The sequence below is a fragment of the Sphingobium aromaticiconvertens genome, from assembly GCF_037154075.1.
In the GTDB taxonomy this organism is placed as follows: Bacteria; Pseudomonadota; Alphaproteobacteria; order Sphingomonadales; family Sphingomonadaceae; genus Sphingobium; species Sphingobium aromaticiconvertens.
In genome coordinates, this window is record NZ_JBANRJ010000001.1 from 3960743 (window position 1) to 3977964 (window position 17222).

The following is a 17222-nucleotide window of genomic DNA, read 5'->3' on the forward strand; positions in this document are numbered from 1 at the left end:
TATGCTCCATCGAAGCAACGAATTTGAGTGGCCGGCATCCGGCAATGCGAACGGCGGGTATCGTGGGCTGGGCGCCTATATGAGCGCGGTCTATCTCCACATGGCCGGCGGCGTGATCCTATCGGCAGCGTTCGCCCTTCTGGCCTCCTACAGCCGATCGCTCGCGGACGCCCTGTTCACTGCCGACGGGCTCACCATCATTGGATGGATCGTGACGCTGGCGCCCCTGGGACTGGTGATCCTGCTCGGCGCACGGGTCGATCGGCTGTCTGCCTCGACGGCCAGCGCGATCTTCATCCTCTACACCGCGCTCGTCGGATTGTCGCTTGGCAGCTTGCTGCTCACCTACAGCAGCGACAGCGTCGGCTACACCTTCGTTTCCGCTGCGGCCGGATTTGCCGTGCTCGCTCTGGTGGGCACTGTCACGCACAAGGATCTGTCGGGCCTGGGCGCCTTCTTCACGATCGCGCTCGTCGGGCTCATCGTGACGATGCTGCTTAATCTGTTCGTGCGCTCAGGCACTGTCGATCTGCTCACCTCGGGCGTCGGCATCCTGCTGTTCGCAGGGCTCACCGCATTCGATGCACAGCGGCTGAAGCGTCAATATGAGGAGGGCGCCGCGGATGGGCGCAATGGCGCTGCGGTGCTGGGTGCGCTGACGCTCTACCTCGATTTCCTGAACCTGTTCCTGTCGTTGCTGCGGTTCAGCGGACGGGAGCGGTGGTGACCGAGCCGCAGGCGTTCTGGCAAGCCACGCCCGACGATTCTCTCCGCACGCTCGCCGCGACCTGCGACGGGCTGTCGTCGAATGAGGCTGCCGCGCGTCTCGACCGTGACGGGCCGAACGAGATCTCCGCGGCGAAGCAGCGGCATCTCCTGCTCGACCTCCTGCGCCGCCTCGGCAATCCGCTGATCGCTATCCTGCTCGTGGCCGCCGGCATAGCCGGGGCCACCGGCGACATGGCGAGCTTTGCCATCATTTTCCTCGTCGTCGCGCTGTCTACCACCCTCGATCTCGTCCAGGAGCACAGGGCCGAAGCGACGGCGGAAGCGCTCAAGCGGGCGATCGCCCTTCATGCGACCGTGCTGCGCGACGGCAAGCCGATCGAGTTGCCCGTGCGCGAGTTGGTGGCCGGCGATATCGTCATGCTTGCGGCGGGCGATCTCGTCCCCGCCGATGGCGTCGTCCTGGCGGCGAACGGCGCGCAGGTGAACGAGGCGCTGCTGACCGGCGAACCCTATCCGGTCGAAAAGCAGATCGAGCCCGTCATGGTCGCCGAGACGCCGGCCGACGCGCGCAACGCGCTGTTCCACGGGACATCGCTCATTGGCGGCACGGCGACAATGCTCGTCGTCCAGACCGGTTTGCGCACGCGCTTCGGCGCGATCGCGCGTTCGCTCGCCGGCAAACAGCCGACGACTGCTTTCGAGCATGGCATCCACAAGCTCGGCGTGCTGATCGTCAGGCTCACGATCTTCCTCGTGCTGTTCGTGCTGCTCGCCCATCTCGCGCTCGGGCGGCCGCCGCTGCAATCCTTCCTGTTCGCGATGGCGCTCGCGGTGGGCCTGACACCCGAGCTTTTGCCGATGATCATGACCGTCGCGCTCGGGCGCGGCGCTCAGCGGATGGCGAAAGCCAAAGTCGTGGTGAAGCGGCTATCCGCGATCCACGACCTCGGCCAGATGGATATATTGTGCACCGACAAGACCGGCACGCTCACCGAGGCGCGGATCACACTCGTCGGCCACCCGGGCATCGACGGCGAGGATGACGAGCGGGTGGCGGAGTTGGCGGCGGTCAACGCCCGCTTCGAGACCGGCCTGAAAAGTCCGCTCGACCAGGCGTTGCTGCTCCACATGACCGGCCGCTCGCTCGAGGGCTGGCGCAAGCTGGATGAACGGCCGTTCGATTTCGAGCGGCGGCGCGTCGCGGTGCTTGCCGAGCAGGGAAGCGAGCGGATCGAGATCGTCAAGGGCGCGCCCGAGACGCTGCTCGCCTTGTGCACAAGAGCGCAGGACCGATCGGGAGAGTTCGTGCCGCTCGACGATGCGCTGCGCGCCCGTCTGTGCGCGCTGCGCGACGATCGCGCGGCGCAGGGGCTGAGATTGCTCACGATCGCATGGAAACCGGCGGCCGGGCAAGAGCGAATCGACGCCCGAGGAGAGGACGAGCTGGTGTTCGCGGGCTATTGCGTGTTCGTCGACCCGCCCAAACCGAGCGCCACGTCCGCAGTCGCCCGGCTCGAAGCGGCGGGCATTCGCATCAAGGTGATTTCGGGCGATGCGGCGCCCGTGATCCAGCATCTCGTGGCGGCGCTCGCCCTGCCGGTCGAAGGTATTTTGACCGGCGAAGAGATCGCGAAGCTGAATGATCCAGCACTAGCTGCCCGGGTGGAACAGGTCGACCTTTTCGCTCGGGTCACGCCCGACCAGAAGACGCGGATCGTCCGCGCTCTCCGTGCACGCGGTCACACGGTGGGCTTCATCGGCGACGGCATCAACGACGCGCCGGCGATCCGCGCCGCCGATGTCGGCCTGTCTGTCGACGGCGCCACCGATGTGGCCCGCGAGGCGGCCGACATGATCCTGCTCGCGCCCGATCTCGGCGTGCTCGCCGATGGTGTCGCGGAGGGGCGACGGACCTATGCCAACATCATGAAATATGTCCGGATGGGAACGAGTTCCAACTTCGGCAACATGCTGACCATGGCGATCGCGTCGCTGTTCCTGCCGTTCCTGCCGCTCACGCCGGTGCAGGTGCTGCTCAACAACCTTCTCTACGACCTTTCCGAGATCGGCATCCCGTTCGACACCGCGGACAGCGGCGATCTGGCGCGTCCGCAGGGATGGGACATAAGGGGGCTCGTACGCTTCACCGCGATCATGGGACCGCTTTCCTCGCTCTTCGACTTCGCGACTTTCGCGCTTCTGCTCGGCGTCTTCCACGTCGGCATCCCGGAGTTTCGCACGGCCTGGTTCATGGAATCGATGATGACGCAGATCCTCGTCGTGTTCGTGATCCGTACATCCCGCCCGGCCTGGTCGAGCCGGCCTCACATCGTGCTGACGGTCACCGCGCTGGCCGGCCTGGCGGCAGCGCTGCTGCTGCCGCTGCTGCCTTCGGCCGGTCTGCTCGGCTTCGCGATACCGGGTGCAACCATATTCGGCGCCATCGCGCTGTTGGTGGCCGGCTATCTGGCAAGCGCGGAGTTCCTCAAGCGGTTCGCATTGCGGCCAGCGAGGTCCGCGCGTTGATGACGAGGCCGCCGTGGCTGCATGACCGCGACCCTCGATCTTATCGGGATGGTTTGAAATGCCGGCAATTGGCATCGCGGCGGAGCGATAGGCCGGGGCCGTAAGCGCCCATGCGGACGCACGGCGCTGGCGCACGGGCCCGGTATCATGAATGCTTGCAGGCAGTTTGAACACGATCGGAGATTCGGGACGGTGAAGGAACGACGTATTGGTTACGAAGCGCTGCGGTCGAAGCTGATGAGCGCGCAGGATGCCGCCCGGTTGATCGCACCCGGCACCACAGTGGGCATGAGCGGCTTTACTGGTTCGGGCTATCCCAAGGCGGTCCCGCTCGCCCTTGCCGAGCGGATCGAGGCCGAGCATGCCGCAGGCAACCCCTTCTCGCTCCGCGTCTGGACCGGCGCGTCGACAGGTCCGGAACTCGACGGTGCGCTCGCCAAGGCTGATGGCATCGAATTCCGCCTGCCCTACAACTCCGACCCGATCGCCCGCGACAAGATCAACCGCGGCGAGATGGAATATTTCGACATGCATCTGAGCCAGGTCGCGCCGATGGCGTGGCAGGGCTTCCTGGGTCCGCTGGACACGGCGCTAGTGGAGATCAGTGGCATCCGGCCGGACGGCTCGCTGATCCCCTCGTCGTCGGTCGGCAACAACAAGACGTGGCTGGACAGGGCGAGCCAGGTCATCCTCGAGGTGAACAGCTGGCAGAACCCGGCGCTCGAGGGCATGCACGACATCTATTATGGCACCGCCCTGCCCCCGCACCGCGTGCCGATCCCGCTCGTGCGGCCGGACGACAGGATCGGCGAGACCGGATTCCGGTGCGACCCCGCCAAGATCATCGCCATCGTCGAAACGGACGCGCCCGACCGCAATCTGCCGTTCAAAGCGCCCGACGAGGACGCGCTGACCATAGCCGGTCACCTGCTGGATTTCTTCCGCCATGAGGTCGCACAGGGCCGATTGCCCGCGTCCCTGCTGCCGATCCAGTCGGGGGTAGGCAACATCGCCAACGCCGTGCTGACCGGCCTTGTCGACAGCCCTTTCGAGGACATGACCGCCTATACCGAGGTGATCCAGGACGGGATGCTGGACCTGCTTGCCGCCGGCAAGCTGCGGATGGCATCCGCGACGGCCTTCTCGCTCAGTCCCGAGGCCGCCGCCGGGCTCAATGCCGACATGGAGCGTTTTCGGGGCAAGATGGTGCTGCGTCCGCAGGAGATCAGCAACCATCCCGAGCTGATCCGGCGGCTGGGCTGCATTGCGATGAACGGGCTGATCGAAGCCGACATCTACGGCAACGTCAATTCCACCCATGTCATGGGCTCGCGCATCCAGAACGGCATCGGCGGATCGGGCGATTTCGCCCGCAACGCCTATGTGTCGATCTTCATGACGCCCTCGCTCGCCAAGGGTGGCGCGATTTCCGCCATCGTGCCGCAAGTGAGCCATGTCGACCACATCAACCAGGACGTCCAGATTCTCGTGACCGAGCAGGGCCTGGCCGACTTGCGCGGTCTCTCGCCCAAGCAGCGCGCGCGACTGATCATCGAGAAATGCGCGCATCCTCGCTACAAGCCTGCGCTGTCCGACTATTTCGAGCGGGCCTTGCGGTCATCCTACGGCAAGCACTCTCCGTCCCTGTTGGCCGAAGCCCTGTCATGGCACCAGCGCTTCGTGGAGACAGGCACGATGATGGCCTGAGCCAGCGCGAGTCCCTCGGATCATCGTCTCTCAATGCCGCCGGGCGGCGCGCTTGTCCCGGACCTTCTTGTAGCTCTCCAGAACAGCCCGCATATCGTCGAGCGCCTGCTGACGGATCCTGGCATCCTGTATTTCCGCCAGTTCGCGTTTCAGGCCGGCGGCGAAATCAGCGTAGCTGTTCTGCCAGTCGCGACCCACGGCCTGCTGAAGCTCCGGGTCTCCGGTCTTGATCCGGGCTGCGGGCGTGCCGACGGGCAACCGGAACACTTCGCCCATCTCCGGCACGACGATGGAAGCGCTCAATTCGCGGGCCTGGGTGATGCGACGCAACGTCTCGATCGCCGTCGCTTCCCCATGCGAGAGGAAGAGACTGCCCCCGACAGGACGCCGCGCCTCCATCCACGCCAGCAGATCGTCCTGATCGGCGTGCGCCGAATAGGTGTCGATGTGCCGAATCTGGGCGCGCACGACGATGTCCTCACCCGAAATGCGCACGCGCTCGGCGCCGTCGAGAATGATCCGGCCCAGCGAACCCTCCGCCTGGAAGCCGACGAACAGTAGCGTGGATTCGCGTCGGAAGAGATTGTGCTTGAGATGGTGCCGGATGCGGCCGCCTTCACACATGCCCGATGCCGCCATGATAATGGCGCCCGACAAGCTGTTCAGCCGGATCGATTCCGCGACATCATCGACGAAATGAAAAGCCGTGTGACCAAAGACATTCTCGCCCTCCATATCCTCGAGCGACCCGGCATATTTGGCGAACACGCTGGTCGCGCGATTGGCCAAAGGGGAATCGACGAAGACGGGGGTGGATGGAATGCGGTTGGCGTCGATCAGCGCGGCGATATCCAGCAGCAGTTCCTGCGTGCGCTCGAGCGCAAACACCGGAATGATGAGATTACCACCGCGCGCCAGCGCGCCCTTGATTTCGGCTTCCAGCAAGGTTCGGCGCTCGCCGATGGCGAGATGGTCGCGCTTGCGGTCGCCGTAGGTGGATTCGCAGATGACATGATCGAATCCCGAGGGACCCTCGGGATTGCGTTGAAACGCCTTATGCTCGGGACCAAGGTCACCGGAACACAGGACATGCGTCCCACCGACATCGAGCTCAACCGACGCCGAGCCCAGGATGTGCCCGGCGTTCCAAAGGCGCGCTCTGAACCCGGGGACGGGCTCAAACCATGTCTCGAGCTCAACGGGCCGGGTCTGCCGCCACGCGGCCATCGCGTCCTGCTCGGTGTAGATCGGCAGGATCTCTGGCTGGTCCGCACGATCCTTGCGTCGATTGCGTCGGGTTGCGTCGCTCTCCTGGATGCGCCCCGCGTCGGCCAGCATGAACTCGAGCAGATCCGCCGTTGGCGCCGTGCACCAGATCTCGCCCGTGAAGCCTTCGGCCACGAGCCTGGGCAATAGTCCGCTATGATCGATATGGGCGTGGGTCAGGATGACCGCGTCGACCTCCTCCGCGTCGAACGGGAAGGCACTCCGGTTGAGCGCTTCGAGCGTACGGGAACCCTGGAAGAGCCCGCAATCGACAAGCAACCGTTTCCCGTCACGGCAGAATTCCATGCATGAGCCAGTGACAGTACGGGCTGCTCCGTGGAAGGCGAGTGTGAGGTCGTCAGTCATGAAGTATCAGATCATTGTCCTGGATCGGCTGGGGACAGGTCGTTTCTCCCACTCGAACTTGCCCATGTCCATTGTTTCGGCGGAGAGTGTCCGACGCGTTGCAAGCGAAGCAACCCAAGCAGGACTTGCCGCCACGAAAACAGTATTTGGGACGATATTCTGGGCGGCATTCATCCGGACGTTGGCTGAGCAGCCTATCGGCGCGGATGGCGCCGCGATCAACGAAGCTTCAAATTCAGAAGAGATGGCGCGGATGCGGCCGCCGGAAATCGTCGGCAGCCGCTCCGCCATTCGCCAGACGAAGGTCAGACGACGACGATATTATCCTCGACCTTGGTCACGCCGGGAGCGGCCCATGCAGCGCGCTCGGCGATCTGCCGCTCGTTCCACGCCCTGACCTTGCCGCCCAGCGTCACCTTGCCGCCATCGGTGAACACGGTGACCGAAGCGGCGTCGAGATCGGCGTTGCGCTTGATCGCCGCCACGATCCGATCCTTGACGTCGCCGGAGGTCGGCAGCGTGTGCAGTTCGATCAAGTTGCTGACGCCGATGACGCCGTTGACCTTGCCGGCGACCTTTCTGGCCTCATCACTCTGATAATACCAGTCGACCGTGCCGCTCAGCGTCACCCAGCCATGCTCGACCTTCACCGCGATCTTGTCGTCGGGGATCGAGACGTTCCAGGAGAACAAGTCGAGGATGCGCTTGGCGATTTCATGATCGGCCGTCTTCGGATCGGAGGCGAAGCGCACCTTGATCTCCTCGGCGAGCGCCTTGACCCCAGCAACGCGCCGGGTTGCCTTCTCCGCCGCCATCTTCTGCGGATAGCTTTTGACGAATCCGGAAAGTGTGACGACGCCGTCCGTCACGGCCACGCCGATATCGGCGTGGTCGATGCTCGGCTCCCACGCCAGCTCATCGAGAACGTCACGCTGTAATTGACTGTCGCTTTTCATGTCTGATCTCCTTGCGGGTCATTCTATTCCACCGGGCGGGGGCCGTCGCGGCGGTCTCAGCGCCGGCGACCTTGAGGACCAGCGGCAAGTTCAGGGAAGCGACGGAGCCGCGGTTCTCGCTGCTCCGGAAACGCAGGCGGCCATGGGCGTTCTCGACGAAATGCCGGACGCGGTCGAGGCCGAAGCCGTTCACGGAGGGCTGTTCGAATCGATGCAGCGCCGCGTGGAGTTCGGCGGCGCTCATGCCGCGGCCATTATCGGCGACGATGAGCCGGACGCGGCCTCCGAGCCGTCTGGTCCGGATCCGGATGACGCCCGGTCTCACCAATGCCGCGCAGGCGTTGGAGACCAGCTCCAGGATCACGGCGTCCAGATCGGCGGGATCGAGCTTCACGGGCAGTGAGCCGACGGCCGGTTCGAACCGGATTTCGACGTGCCGACCGGCGCGCGCGCGCATCAGCGACCCGAGACCGGCGAGATGCTCGTTGAGGTCGAAGCGCGTCGCGGCGCCTCCCGATCGGCCTTGCCCGAGCATCGCGCTGGTAAGTCGTCCCCCGCGCCACGCGGCGTCCTCGATCGCGTCGAGCAGCAATGTCCGCCGATCGCCCGTCGGCCTGTCGTCCAGCATGTGCCGCGCGGAGGCCACGACGCCGAAGAGGTTGCGCAGATCGTGAATAGTCTCACGCGTGGATATATCCGGATCCTGGTGAAGTGAGACACTGTGCATGGCGCCCTCCGTTGACGCAATTCTTGTCCCTCTCAGGAAGCGCCCGGAGAATCGGGAATGTTACTTAGGGGTCGATCCCCCGTGCTCGCGTCCTTCCATATTGATGTTTCACGCCGCGGGCTCTTGGCGACGGCTTCATCGTGGCCGTCAGCCGAGCGACACGCCGACCATTGCCCCGGCACCGTAGGTGACTGCGGCAGCGGCAATCCCGATGACGAGTTGGCGCGCCGCCGAGAACAGCGCGGAACGGCCGGTGAAAAGGCTCGTGCCGGCGCCGATCAGCGCGAGGGCAAGGCCACTGGCGGCCAGGCTGGCGATCAGCGCCGGTCGCCCCGAGAGCAGCAGGAATGGCGCGACCGGGATGATCGCGCCGGTCGCAAAGAGCAGGAACGACCATGTCGCGGCCGTCCAGGCGGACCCGCCGAGCTGATCCGGATCGATCCCGAGCTCCTCGCGCGCCAGCGTGTCGAGCGCGGTTCCTTCATTGCTCAGCAGCCGCTCCGCCAGTGCGCGCGCCTGTGGTTCGGCGATGCCTTTGGCCTGATAGATCAGGACAAGCTCCTCCTTCTCTTCCCCGGGAACCTCGCGCAACTCTTCGGCTTCGGTCGCGATCTGGCTCTGGTAGAGTTCGCGCGAGCTTGTGACCGACAGCCATTCGCCCATCGCCATCGAGCAAGCGCCCGCGACAAGACCGGCAAGCCCCGTGAGCAACAGCGTATTGTCCGCCGCGGCGGCGCCGGCCACACCCATCACCAGGCTGAGATTGGAGACGAGGCCGTCATTGGCTCCGAGCACGGCGGCGCGCAATGTGTTGCCACCGCCGCGGTGGCGTCCCTCGAGGAGCGCGATCGTCGGTCCGGAAAGACCTCCTTTGCCGGCGGCGGCCCGCATCAGCGCGGCATGCGATCGCTCGTCGCCCGGAAGCCCGGCGGCCCTCGCCTCGGGCTGTGCGTCATAGGCCGTGCTGCCGCGCATCTCGCTGGCCGCGATCGCCGGCAGAACGAAAGCCGGTCCGAATCGCTTCGCCAGCCAGGAGAGGATGCGTGCGCTTGCGGAGGGAGCAGGCGAAAAATGGCCGCCGCCGGCTTCGATCCGCTTGCGCCAGAACTCGCCATGGGCCTGCTCGACCGCGGCGAGCCGGTGGAACACCTCGGCCAGCTTTGGATCGGTCTCGCTCTCGGCCAGCGCCGCATAGACCGCCGCGCCGTCGACCTCGCCCTGGAGATTGGAGCGATAGCGCGGCAGAGGGTCAGGGTCGGTCCCGGTCGTCAAGCTTCTATGATCACTTTCAGTGCCTGGGTCGTAGCGGCGCGGCCGAACGTATCATAGGCGTCGAGAATGTCCGCCAGCGCGAAACGGTGCGTGATCAGCAGCTTGGGATCGATCTTCTTAGATTGAACCGTCTTGAGCAGCATCGGCGTCGTCGCGGTGTCGACCAGCCGCGTCGTGATCGAGATGTTGTGCGACCAGAGCCGCTCCAGATGGAGGTCGACCTTGGAGCCGTGGACGCCGATATTGGCGATCACGCCGCCCGGGGCGACGATGTCCTGGCACAGCACGAAGGTGGCGGGAATGCCCACAGCCTCGATCGCGGCGTCGACGCCGCGTCCCTCGGTCAGCACCTTCACCGCGTCAGCCGCTTTCCCGTCGGCGCTGTTGACGACGTGCGTCGCGCCGAAACGGCGGGCGACTTCCAGCCGGTTGTCGTCGAGATCGATCATAATGATCTGGGCAGGAGAATAGAATTGCGCGGTCAGCAACGTCGCGAGCCCGATCGGCCCCGCGCCGACGATGGCGACGCTGCTCCCGGGCGCGACCTTGCCGTTGAGCACGCCGCACTCGAAGCCGGTCGGCAAGATGTCGCTCAGCATCACCAGGGCCTCCTCGTCGGCGCCCTCGGGGATCGGGTAGAGGCTGGTGTCAGCATGGGGGATGCGGACATATTCGGCCTGGGTGCCGTCGATCTCATTGCCGAGGATCCAGCCTCCCGTCGTGCAATGCGAATACATGCCGCGACGGCAATAGTCGCACCGGCCGCAGGCAGTGACGCACGAGATGAGCACGCGGTCGCCCGGCTTGAAGACGGTGACGCCCGCGCCGATCGCCTCGACCACGCCCACGCCTTCATGACCGAGGATGCGGCCCGGGGCGCAGGTCGCGACGTCGCCCTTCAGGATATGCAAGTCCGTCCCGCAGATCGTCGTCCGCGTGATGCGAACGACCGCGTCGCCGGCGTCGCGGATTTCGGGCTTGGGCCGGTCCTCGAGCGCCTTGGCGCCTGGACCCTGATAAACGAGCGCTTTCATGCACAAACCTTTCTGTAGCCGAATGTCGGACATGCGCCTTGGCGCGTCCCTTCAGGACCGGTGATGAAGACCAGCGATGTGAACCCGGACTCGCGCCGAACCTATCCGTAGATTAACGGAAGGATCGAATCCTGTCGGCGTCTTGTGACCTCTGACGGGTTTCAGCTGTCCCGTGGGGCTGGCTAGAGATAAGTCTCTGGCGCTGGAATGTCCCGATAACGGAACGCGATATCCAGAAGCGCCGAGAGACTTGTGACGCTCAAACGAGCGTCACCGCCGCCCATATCGGTGTCACAGCGAACGCTGGCGTCGTGACGCTCACGGGTCATGTCGAAAGCTTTGCGGAAAAGCAGGCAGCCGAAACCGCGGCGCGCAGGGTGAAGGGCGTCAAGACAGTGGCCGAGGAGATCGAGATCCGGCTCCCTTTCGATGACCGACATTTCGGCTGCCGCGATCGGTCGTCTCGCCTGGGACGTTTCCGTTCCGCTCGACTCCATCAAGGTAAAGGTCGAAAAGGGGTGGATCACCCTGACCGGCGAGGTCGACTGGCACTATCAGAAGGACAGTGCCGAACAGGATGTCCGACGGCTGCTCGGCGTGATCGACGTGTCCAACCAGATCACGATCAAGCGCCGGGTCGACGTCTCGAATATCAGCGACGACATCATGCACGATCATGCACGCGCTTCATCGTTCGTGGTTCTTCGACCCGAAGACTATCACGGTCAGCGCGCAGGAGGGGAATGTCGTGCTCTCCGGAACGGTTCACTCGCCGCACGACAGGCGGGTTGCCGCGGCAACGGCATGGGCCGCACCGGGGGTCACCGATGTGCGGAATGACATCATCATCTCGTGAACGCGGTGACGGGCTCTGGTAAACGACGATATTGTTGCTGCGCTGGTTGATAAGGCGCGCGTCGCCGTTCATGATACCGGGACGGCCGAGGACGAGATCCCGCTGCCTGCCAGCTACGCTGTGGCTGGCCGCAAATGGCTGTAGGCCATGGGTCGGATATGCTTACCGGGTGTGACTTCTGGCGGCTCCTGCGACAGCACGAGAACGTTGTTTGAATGTTGCGCTGAACTGAACCGTTGGGGGGCGCGGCGCCAATCCGTAGATAAACGGAGTGTGCTGGAGATCGCCGGAGCCTAGCAAGCAGTCGTTGGGCGTTGGACCGTAGAGGCATAGGAGGCGAACATCATGATCTACACGCAAGGATCGCGCTTCGGCGACGGCCCGGCTTCGCTCGAGCAGCGCGGCGCATGGCGCTGGTTCGCGGCGCTCGGCATCGCGCTTGTTCTGTTGGGGGCCATTGCGTCCGCAAACCTGTTCATCACGACCGTTGCAGCGACTTTTTACGTCGGGGCCGTCATGCTCGTCGCTGGCGCGTTCCAGATCATCCATGCCTTCGGCGTCAGAAAATGGACGCGGTTCACATTCTGGCTTCTCAGCGGATTACTTTATCTTGCGGCCGCTGCCGCGATGTTCCTCGATCCCCTGTTCGCGGCCACCCTGCTGACCCTGTTCCTCGGCGTCTCGCTCGGACTCTCCGGCGTTCTGCGTCTCTTCATCGCGCTTACAACGCGCACGCCGCCCCGTTGGGGATGGATGGCCGTCTCGGCCGTTGCGAGCATTGCCGTCGCGCTGGTGATTGCACTCGGCTGGCCGGTCAATTCGATCTGGGTTCTCGGGCTGGTGCTGTCGATAGACCTGCTGTTCCAGGGGGTCGCCCTCCTCCTGATCGGTCTGTCCCTGCGTAACGCCACGTTCTGCATGCGCGCTTCGGGCTGGCGCTAGAGCGCAATGGGCAATCGGCTCGATCCGAGGGCACGACCGCTCATGATGCGTGAGCCAGGCTTCGCAGAGCTGTTCACGCCCAAGCTCTTCACGGTGCTGCGCGAAGGCTATGGTTTTTCCGCGCTCAAGGCCGACGCCGTGGCCGCGCTGACGGTCGCGGTCGTCGCCCTGCCGCTTTCGATGGCGATCGCGATCGCCTCGGGCGTGACGCCGGATCGGGGTCTTCATACCGCGATCGTCGGTGGCTTCCTCGTCTCGGCGCTGGGCGGCAGCCGGTTCCAGATCGGCGGGCCGGCCGGCGCGTTCATCGTGCTGGTGGCTGCGACGGTCACGCAGCACGGGTTTGACGGGCTGATCCTTGCCACGCTGCTGTCCGGCCTGATCCTGCTCGCCATGGGCCTTCTGCGGCTGGGCACTTTCATCAAATATATCCCGTACCCGGTCACCGTCGGCTTCACCGCAGGCATCGCCGTCATCATCTTCGCCAGCCAGTTCAAGGAACTGCTGGGGCTGACCCTAATCGGCAAGGAGCCCGGAGCGATCATCCCCAAGGTCGCGGCGCTGGCGGGCGCATGGACGACGATCAGCCTGCCCGCGGTCGCAATCTCGCTGCTGTCGATCATGATCATCGTCGCGGTCCGCCGGCTTCGTCCGCACTGGCCGGCGTTTCTGATCGCCGTCTGCGTGGGATCGATCACCACCTGGATGATCGGGCTCCCCATCGAGACGATCGGCACGCGCTTTGGCGGCATTCCCCAGCTGCTCCCGTCACCCCAGCTGCCGGCCCTCTCGCTCACCAAAATCGGCGCCGTATTGCCCGCCGCCCTCTCCTTCGCACTGCTCGGCGGCATCGAAAGCCTCCTGTCAGCCGTGGTTGCCGACAGCATGACCGGGCGGCGGCACCGCTCCAATTCGGAGCTCGTCGGCCAGGGCATCGCCAATATCGGCTCCGCGCTGTTCGGCGGCTTCTGCGTGACCGGCACGATCGCGCGCACCGCGACCAACGTGCGCGCCGGCGCCCATGGCCCGGTAGCCGGTATGCTGCACGCCGCTTTCCTGCTGCTCTTCATCCTGCTCGCGGCGCCACTGCTGAGCTATGTCCCGCTCGCCACGCTTGCCGCGGTCCTCGTCGTAATCGCCTGGAACATGATCGAGAAACAGGAGATCGCCACGCTGTTTCGCGCTTCGCGCGGCGACGCTGTGGTGCTGCTCGCGACACTGCTGCTCGTCATCTTCCGCGATCTCACGGAAGGCATTCTGGTCGGCTTCGGCATCGGGACGCTGCTCTTCCTCCATCGCATGGCGCAGGCCGTGGAGATCGAGCGTCCCCAGCCCCTGATAGAGACGGACTTGGCCGACCGCGGTGAGGAGGGCCGGACGCCCTATGATGTCGCCTTGGCGACAAATCCCGATGTCATCGTCTATCGGATCTCTGGCGCCTTCTTCTTTGGCGCTGCGGCGAGTGTCGCGGCGGCGCTTGATCGGATCGGCGAGCATCCGAAGGCCTATGTGATCGATTTTTCCGCTGTGCCGCTGCTCGACTCGACCGCCGCGGCGACGATCGAGGGTTTCGTGCGCAAGGCGCACCGCAAGGGCGCAATCGTCTATATCGCCGGCGCCCGGCCCGCCGTTCGCCGGACGCTTCTGACCCACGGCGCCCGCCCTCCCCACGCCCGGTACAGGAAGACACTCTCAGGAGCAGTGGAAGCGGCGCATGCCGATATCGAGGGTACTCGACTCCCGGAAGCCGGCGGGATGGGGTCCGAGCTGGCGGAGCCCTGATCGACGACCGCCGTCGGGTGTACCGGTAGGATCGGAACGCGCTTGGCCTCGATAAGGTCGCATGTGACGCCGCCGAGCAGAACTTCGCGGAAGCGCGAACGCGCATAGGCGCCGATCGCAAGCAGATCCGCCTTGGCCGTGACCGCGACACGTTGGAGCACGTCGGAAACGGACCGTCTCCGGGCATCCGGGCATGAATCTCGACGACGAATCCATGATGCGCCAGGTGACCCGCGATATCAATCGATGGTGGTGCCCGGCTCGGCAAGCGCGATGAGCGTGCCCGGCTCGCGACGCCTCCGGCGAAGCGTTTAAGCCGAGAATTGCGTGCCGCACCGGTGCCGGCATCCAGCCTGTCGGATGAAGGGCGTGGGTGCGCCCGAACCCCAGCAATGTCGCCATCGCGACGTGACGGCGCAACCTTTTGTCGGTCCATTAGGGACTGGGGCCGATCGACACGAGGTTAGCGTAGCGGCCCTGGATATTGGCCAGACTCGGAAGGGCCGCTGGTTCGTCACAGAGTCCCTGCACATCGACCGGAATGGTCGCCCTCACCGTCCGTTCTCGAACTTCGTCGAGATGGTGTACATGTCTGCTTCGCGCACCGGCTCAGGCCAGCAATATCCTACCGGATCGAAGGCGGCGATAAGCATTTGCCGCTTGGTGGGCATTGTCAGTCCGAGATGAGTGCCATGCAGTTCGGCAAGGGCAATTGCATCATGGATCGCGAGAACCGACTGCTCGCCGCCCTCGATGATCGCAAGCATATCCTTCCGCATACCGGCCTCTCACGCAGGGTCGATATAGGCAGGGTATGCCGCGTCGAATGCGCGACCGAATTGGGTAAGTCTACTTAGGGCGGTACCCGGCAAAGTGTGCGAGACTGACCGTACTGCCAATGATAGGATCATGACATGGGCCAGATGCGCGCCATGCAACTCGACGGACCCGGCAAGCCGTTGCGCATGGTCGCGCGGCCGTTGCCCGTTGCCGGCCCGGCGGAGCTCCTGATCAAGGTGGCGGCCTGTGGTGTCTGCCGCACCGACCTCCATGTGCTCGACGGTGAAATTCCCGCCCATTACCCAATCATCCCGGGTCATGAGATTGTTGGCCGGGTGCTTGCCGTGGGCGAAGAAGCCGCAGGCTTCGCGATCGGGCAACGCGTTGGCGTTCCGTGGCTCGGCCACACCTGCGGCGTCTGCAGCTTTTGCAGGAGCGGTCACGAAAATCTCTGCGATCAGCCGGAGTTTACGGGCTGTACCCGCGACGGCGGCTATGCCAGCCATGTCGTGGCGGACGCACGCTATTGTTTTGCGCTACCCGATCGCTTCACCGATGCGGAAGCTGCCCCCCTGTTGTGTGCTGGCCTCATCGGCTGGCGCGGGCTGCGTCTCGCCGGCGACGGGCGGCGGATCGGGCTGTACGGTTTCGGCGCGGCCGCGCACATCCTCACCCAGGTCGCGACATGCCAGGGACGTGAGGTCTATGCCTTCACCAAGCCAGGCGACGAAGACGGACAGGCCTTCGCGCGGTCGCTCGGCTGCGTCTGGGCCGGGTCATCCGAGGCGGCGCCTCCAGTTCAGCTCGATGCCGCGCTGATCTTTGCGCCCGTAGGCGCGCTGGTGCCAGCCGCGCTGAAGGTCGTTCGCAAGGGTGGACGTGTCGTCTGCGCGGGAATTCACATGAGCGACATCCCTGCCTTCCCCTATGCCGATCTCTGGGGTGAGCGTGCGATCCTTTCGGTCGCCAATCTGACGCGTCAGGACGGGATCTCCTTCTTTGAGATGATCGAAAAGACGGGGATCAGGACCGTGACCGAACGCTTTACGCTGGAGCATGCGAACGAGGCATTGCAACGGTTGCGCGAGGGTCAGTTGACTGGCGCCGCCGTGATCTGTCCCCATCCGGAGACATAGGCGGGCCATCAGAGACACCATGCTCCCCGTGAATGATGGCGGACGGGACGGGCGCGGGCCAGACAAGCATCTCGTTCGGCGGACTCCTGAACAACGACGTCTCCCGCGCCGTCGGTGAACCGTCGTGTCCCGATTAAGCCCGATAACTGAGCGTGAACCAGCGTCACTCAGCCCTTTCTGAGCTGAACCTTGTTGCGCGCCATCGTTCAAGCCTCCGGAATGGGTCATTTGTTCCCATTTCGTATCAACAAATCGGCTGACGATGGTGCCTAATCAGGAAAGTGAATGTTACAGCCAGCCCGGTCTTTCGGGTGCCTCAGGCACTCCGTTATTATACGGATTGGAACCGCTGCATTTCCGATCGACTCTGAACCGACCAAAAAGCCGCGGGGACGATTGCCCACCGGCGCCAGCGGCATCGGACGAAACCAAGCCTCGATCTATTGCGGAGTGCAGCACATGGACCTGACTGAAGCGATCTACGGACGCCGTGCAACACGCGCCTATACGGCGACTCCTGTTTCAAAAGATGTACTGGAAAGCTTGATCGACGCCGCCATTCAGGCCCCGAGCGCCGTCAACGAACAGCCTTGGGATTTCACCATTGTCCAGAACATCGCGCTGCTCGATCGGATTTCGGCAGCCGCCAAAGCGTATATGGTAGAGACGATGCCACGCGGATCTTTTCCGGAACATCTGCACAAGACTCTTGAAAGTCCAGATTTTCACATTTTTTATCATGCGCCGGTCCTCATCACTATCTCAGCACGCGCCGGAGGATGGGCGATCGAAAATGCCACCCTGGCGGCCGAGAATCTGATGCTGGCGGCGCACGGACAGGGCCTGGGATCCTGCTGGATCGGCTTTGCCCAACGCTGGCTCGAGACTGCGGACGGCAAGCATGCGCTGGGCGTTCCTGACGATTTCGTGCCGGTTGCCCCGATAATCATCGGCCATTCCGCCGCGCCCGCCGGCCTCGTCCCCCGCCAACCACCGCAGTCGCGGTGGATCGATTGAACGCCCGCCTTCCGGCGGGCGAACCGCCGCAAGGAAGCTGCGCCTGATACCTTTGGGGAAGATTTGGCGGGTTCAACCGGTCGTCGCTCGAACGACCTGTCCATCCGCGTGCGTAATCGCCAGTCC

The 17222-nt window shown here is 64.5% G+C and carries 15 protein-coding genes and 2 pseudogenes; 10 read left to right on the forward strand and 7 right to left on the reverse strand.

The window, feature by feature from the left end:
* Position 1: 1 nt before the first annotated feature.
* From WFR25_RS19015 to WFR25_RS19025, 3 genes are all read left to right on the forward strand, one after another.
* A complete protein-coding gene (locus WFR25_RS19015) occupies positions 2-727 on the forward strand; it encodes a Bax inhibitor-1/YccA family protein (protein WP_169572524.1) in 726 nt (241 codons plus the stop codon).
* Positions 724-3255, forward strand: coding sequence for a magnesium-translocating P-type ATPase (mgtA, locus tag WFR25_RS19020; RefSeq protein ID WP_169572522.1), 2532 nt, complete (start codon positions 724-726; stop codon positions 3253-3255). Before WFR25_RS19015 ends, mgtA begins: the two co-directional genes overlap by 4 nt.
* A gap of 192 nt (positions 3256-3447) precedes the next feature.
* Positions 3448-4962, forward strand: a complete 1515-nt coding sequence (locus tag WFR25_RS19025; RefSeq protein ID WP_239659723.1) for an acetyl-CoA hydrolase/transferase family protein — start codon at positions 3448-3450, stop codon at positions 4960-4962.
* Positions 4963-4992: 30 nt separating this feature from the next.
* On the opposite strand, the gene WFR25_RS19030 is transcribed toward WFR25_RS19025, so the two are convergent.
* The 6 genes from WFR25_RS19030 to WFR25_RS19055 all read right to left on the reverse strand — a co-directional run bounded on the left by WFR25_RS19030 (position 4993) and on the right by WFR25_RS19055 (position 10616).
* A complete protein-coding gene (locus tag WFR25_RS19030) occupies positions 4993-6594 on the reverse strand; it encodes an MBL fold metallo-hydrolase (RefSeq protein ID WP_336972930.1) in 1602 nt (533 codons plus the stop codon).
* Positions 6595-6600: 6 nt separating this feature from the next.
* Entirely contained in the window at positions 6601-6885 is a 285-nt protein-coding gene (locus WFR25_RS19035; RefSeq protein WP_169572519.1) for a hypothetical protein, read from the reverse strand.
* Between the two features lie 14 nt (positions 6886-6899).
* Positions 6900-7550, reverse strand: coding sequence for a BON domain-containing protein (locus WFR25_RS19040; RefSeq protein WP_272799544.1), 651 nt, complete (start codon positions 7548-7550; stop codon positions 6900-6902).
* On the reverse strand, positions 7522-8277 hold the full coding sequence (locus WFR25_RS19045) for a sensor histidine kinase (protein WP_272799545.1): 756 nt from the start codon (positions 8275-8277) through the stop codon (positions 7522-7524). Before WFR25_RS19045 ends, WFR25_RS19040 begins: the two co-directional genes overlap by 29 nt.
* A gap of 147 nt (positions 8278-8424) precedes the next feature.
* Entirely contained in the window at positions 8425-9549 is a 1125-nt protein-coding gene (locus tag WFR25_RS19050; RefSeq protein ID WP_272799546.1) for a VIT1/CCC1 transporter family protein, read from the reverse strand.
* Positions 9546-10616: a zinc-dependent alcohol dehydrogenase family protein gene (locus WFR25_RS19055; protein WP_333975392.1), complete on the reverse strand. Its 1071-nt coding sequence runs from the start codon at positions 10614-10616 to the stop codon at positions 9546-9548. Before WFR25_RS19055 ends, WFR25_RS19050 begins: the two co-directional genes overlap by 4 nt.
* A 278-nt stretch (positions 10617-10894) precedes the next feature.
* Between WFR25_RS19055 and WFR25_RS19060 the strand changes: the two are divergent.
* The 5 genes and pseudogenes from WFR25_RS19060 to WFR25_RS19080 form a co-directional block, all read left to right on the forward strand.
* Positions 10895-10942, forward strand: a pseudogene (locus tag WFR25_RS19060) (hypothetical protein); the annotation flags it as partial.
* Between the two features lie 70 nt (positions 10943-11012).
* A pseudogene (locus WFR25_RS19065) lies at positions 11013-11153 on the forward strand (BON domain-containing protein); the annotation flags it as partial.
* Between the two features lie 106 nt (positions 11154-11259).
* Complete coding sequence (locus tag WFR25_RS19070) at positions 11260-11439, forward strand: BON domain-containing protein (protein WP_272799548.1); 180 nt, start codon at positions 11260-11262, stop codon at positions 11437-11439.
* A gap of 345 nt (positions 11440-11784) precedes the next feature.
* Positions 11785-12381 (forward strand): HdeD family acid-resistance protein, encoded by a 597-nt coding sequence (locus tag WFR25_RS19075; protein WP_272799549.1) that lies wholly within the window; start codon positions 11785-11787, stop codon positions 12379-12381.
* Between the two features lie 6 nt (positions 12382-12387).
* Positions 12388-14163, forward strand: coding sequence for a SulP family inorganic anion transporter (locus tag WFR25_RS19080; protein ID WP_336972934.1), 1776 nt, complete (start codon positions 12388-12390; stop codon positions 14161-14163).
* Between the two features lie 551 nt (positions 14164-14714).
* On the opposite strand, the gene WFR25_RS19085 is transcribed toward WFR25_RS19080, so the two are convergent.
* On the reverse strand, positions 14715-14930 hold the full coding sequence (locus WFR25_RS19085) for a hypothetical protein (protein WP_272799550.1): 216 nt from the start codon (positions 14928-14930) through the stop codon (positions 14715-14717).
* 147 nt (positions 14931-15077) lie between these two features.
* On the opposite strand from WFR25_RS19085, the gene WFR25_RS19090 reads away from it, so the two are divergent.
* Positions 15078-16079: a zinc-dependent alcohol dehydrogenase family protein gene (locus tag WFR25_RS19090; protein ID WP_272799551.1), complete on the forward strand. Its 1002-nt coding sequence runs from the start codon at positions 15078-15080 to the stop codon at positions 16077-16079.
* 396 nt (positions 16080-16475) lie between these two features.
* A complete protein-coding gene (locus WFR25_RS19095) occupies positions 16476-17096 on the forward strand; it encodes a nitroreductase family protein (protein ID WP_336972936.1) in 621 nt (206 codons plus the stop codon).
* Positions 17097-17222 lie beyond the last annotated feature (126 nt).

Coding starts and splice junctions, on each gene's coding strand:
- WFR25_RS19015 (WP_169572524.1), top strand. CDS start 2: ATGCTCCATCGAAGCAACGAATTTGAGTGGCCGGCATCCGGCAATGCG.
- WFR25_RS19030 (WP_336972930.1), bottom strand. CDS start 6,594: ATGACTGACGACCTCACACTCGCCTTCCACGGAGCAGCCCGTACTGTC.
- WFR25_RS19035 (WP_169572519.1), bottom strand. CDS start 6,885: ATGGCGGAGCGGCTGCCGACGATTTCCGGCGGCCGCATCCGCGCCATC.
- WFR25_RS19040 (WP_272799544.1), bottom strand. CDS start 7,550: ATGAAAAGCGACAGTCAATTACAGCGTGACGTTCTCGATGAGCTGGCG.
- WFR25_RS19045 (WP_272799545.1), bottom strand. CDS start 8,277: ATGCACAGTGTCTCACTTCACCAGGATCCGGATATATCCACGCGTGAG.
- WFR25_RS19055 (WP_333975392.1), bottom strand. CDS start 10,616: ATGTCCGACATTCGGCTACAGAAAGGTTTGTGCATGAAAGCGCTCGTT.
- WFR25_RS19070 (WP_272799548.1), top strand. CDS start 11,260: ATGCACGCGCTTCATCGTTCGTGGTTCTTCGACCCGAAGACTATCACG.
- WFR25_RS19075 (WP_272799549.1), top strand. CDS start 11,785: ATGATCTACACGCAAGGATCGCGCTTCGGCGACGGCCCGGCTTCGCTC.
- WFR25_RS19080 (WP_336972934.1), top strand. CDS start 12,388: ATGGGCAATCGGCTCGATCCGAGGGCACGACCGCTCATGATGCGTGAG.
- WFR25_RS19085 (WP_272799550.1), bottom strand. CDS start 14,930: ATGCTTGCGATCATCGAGGGCGGCGAGCAGTCGGTTCTCGCGATCCAT.
- WFR25_RS19090 (WP_272799551.1), top strand. CDS start 15,078: ATGGGCCAGATGCGCGCCATGCAACTCGACGGACCCGGCAAGCCGTTG.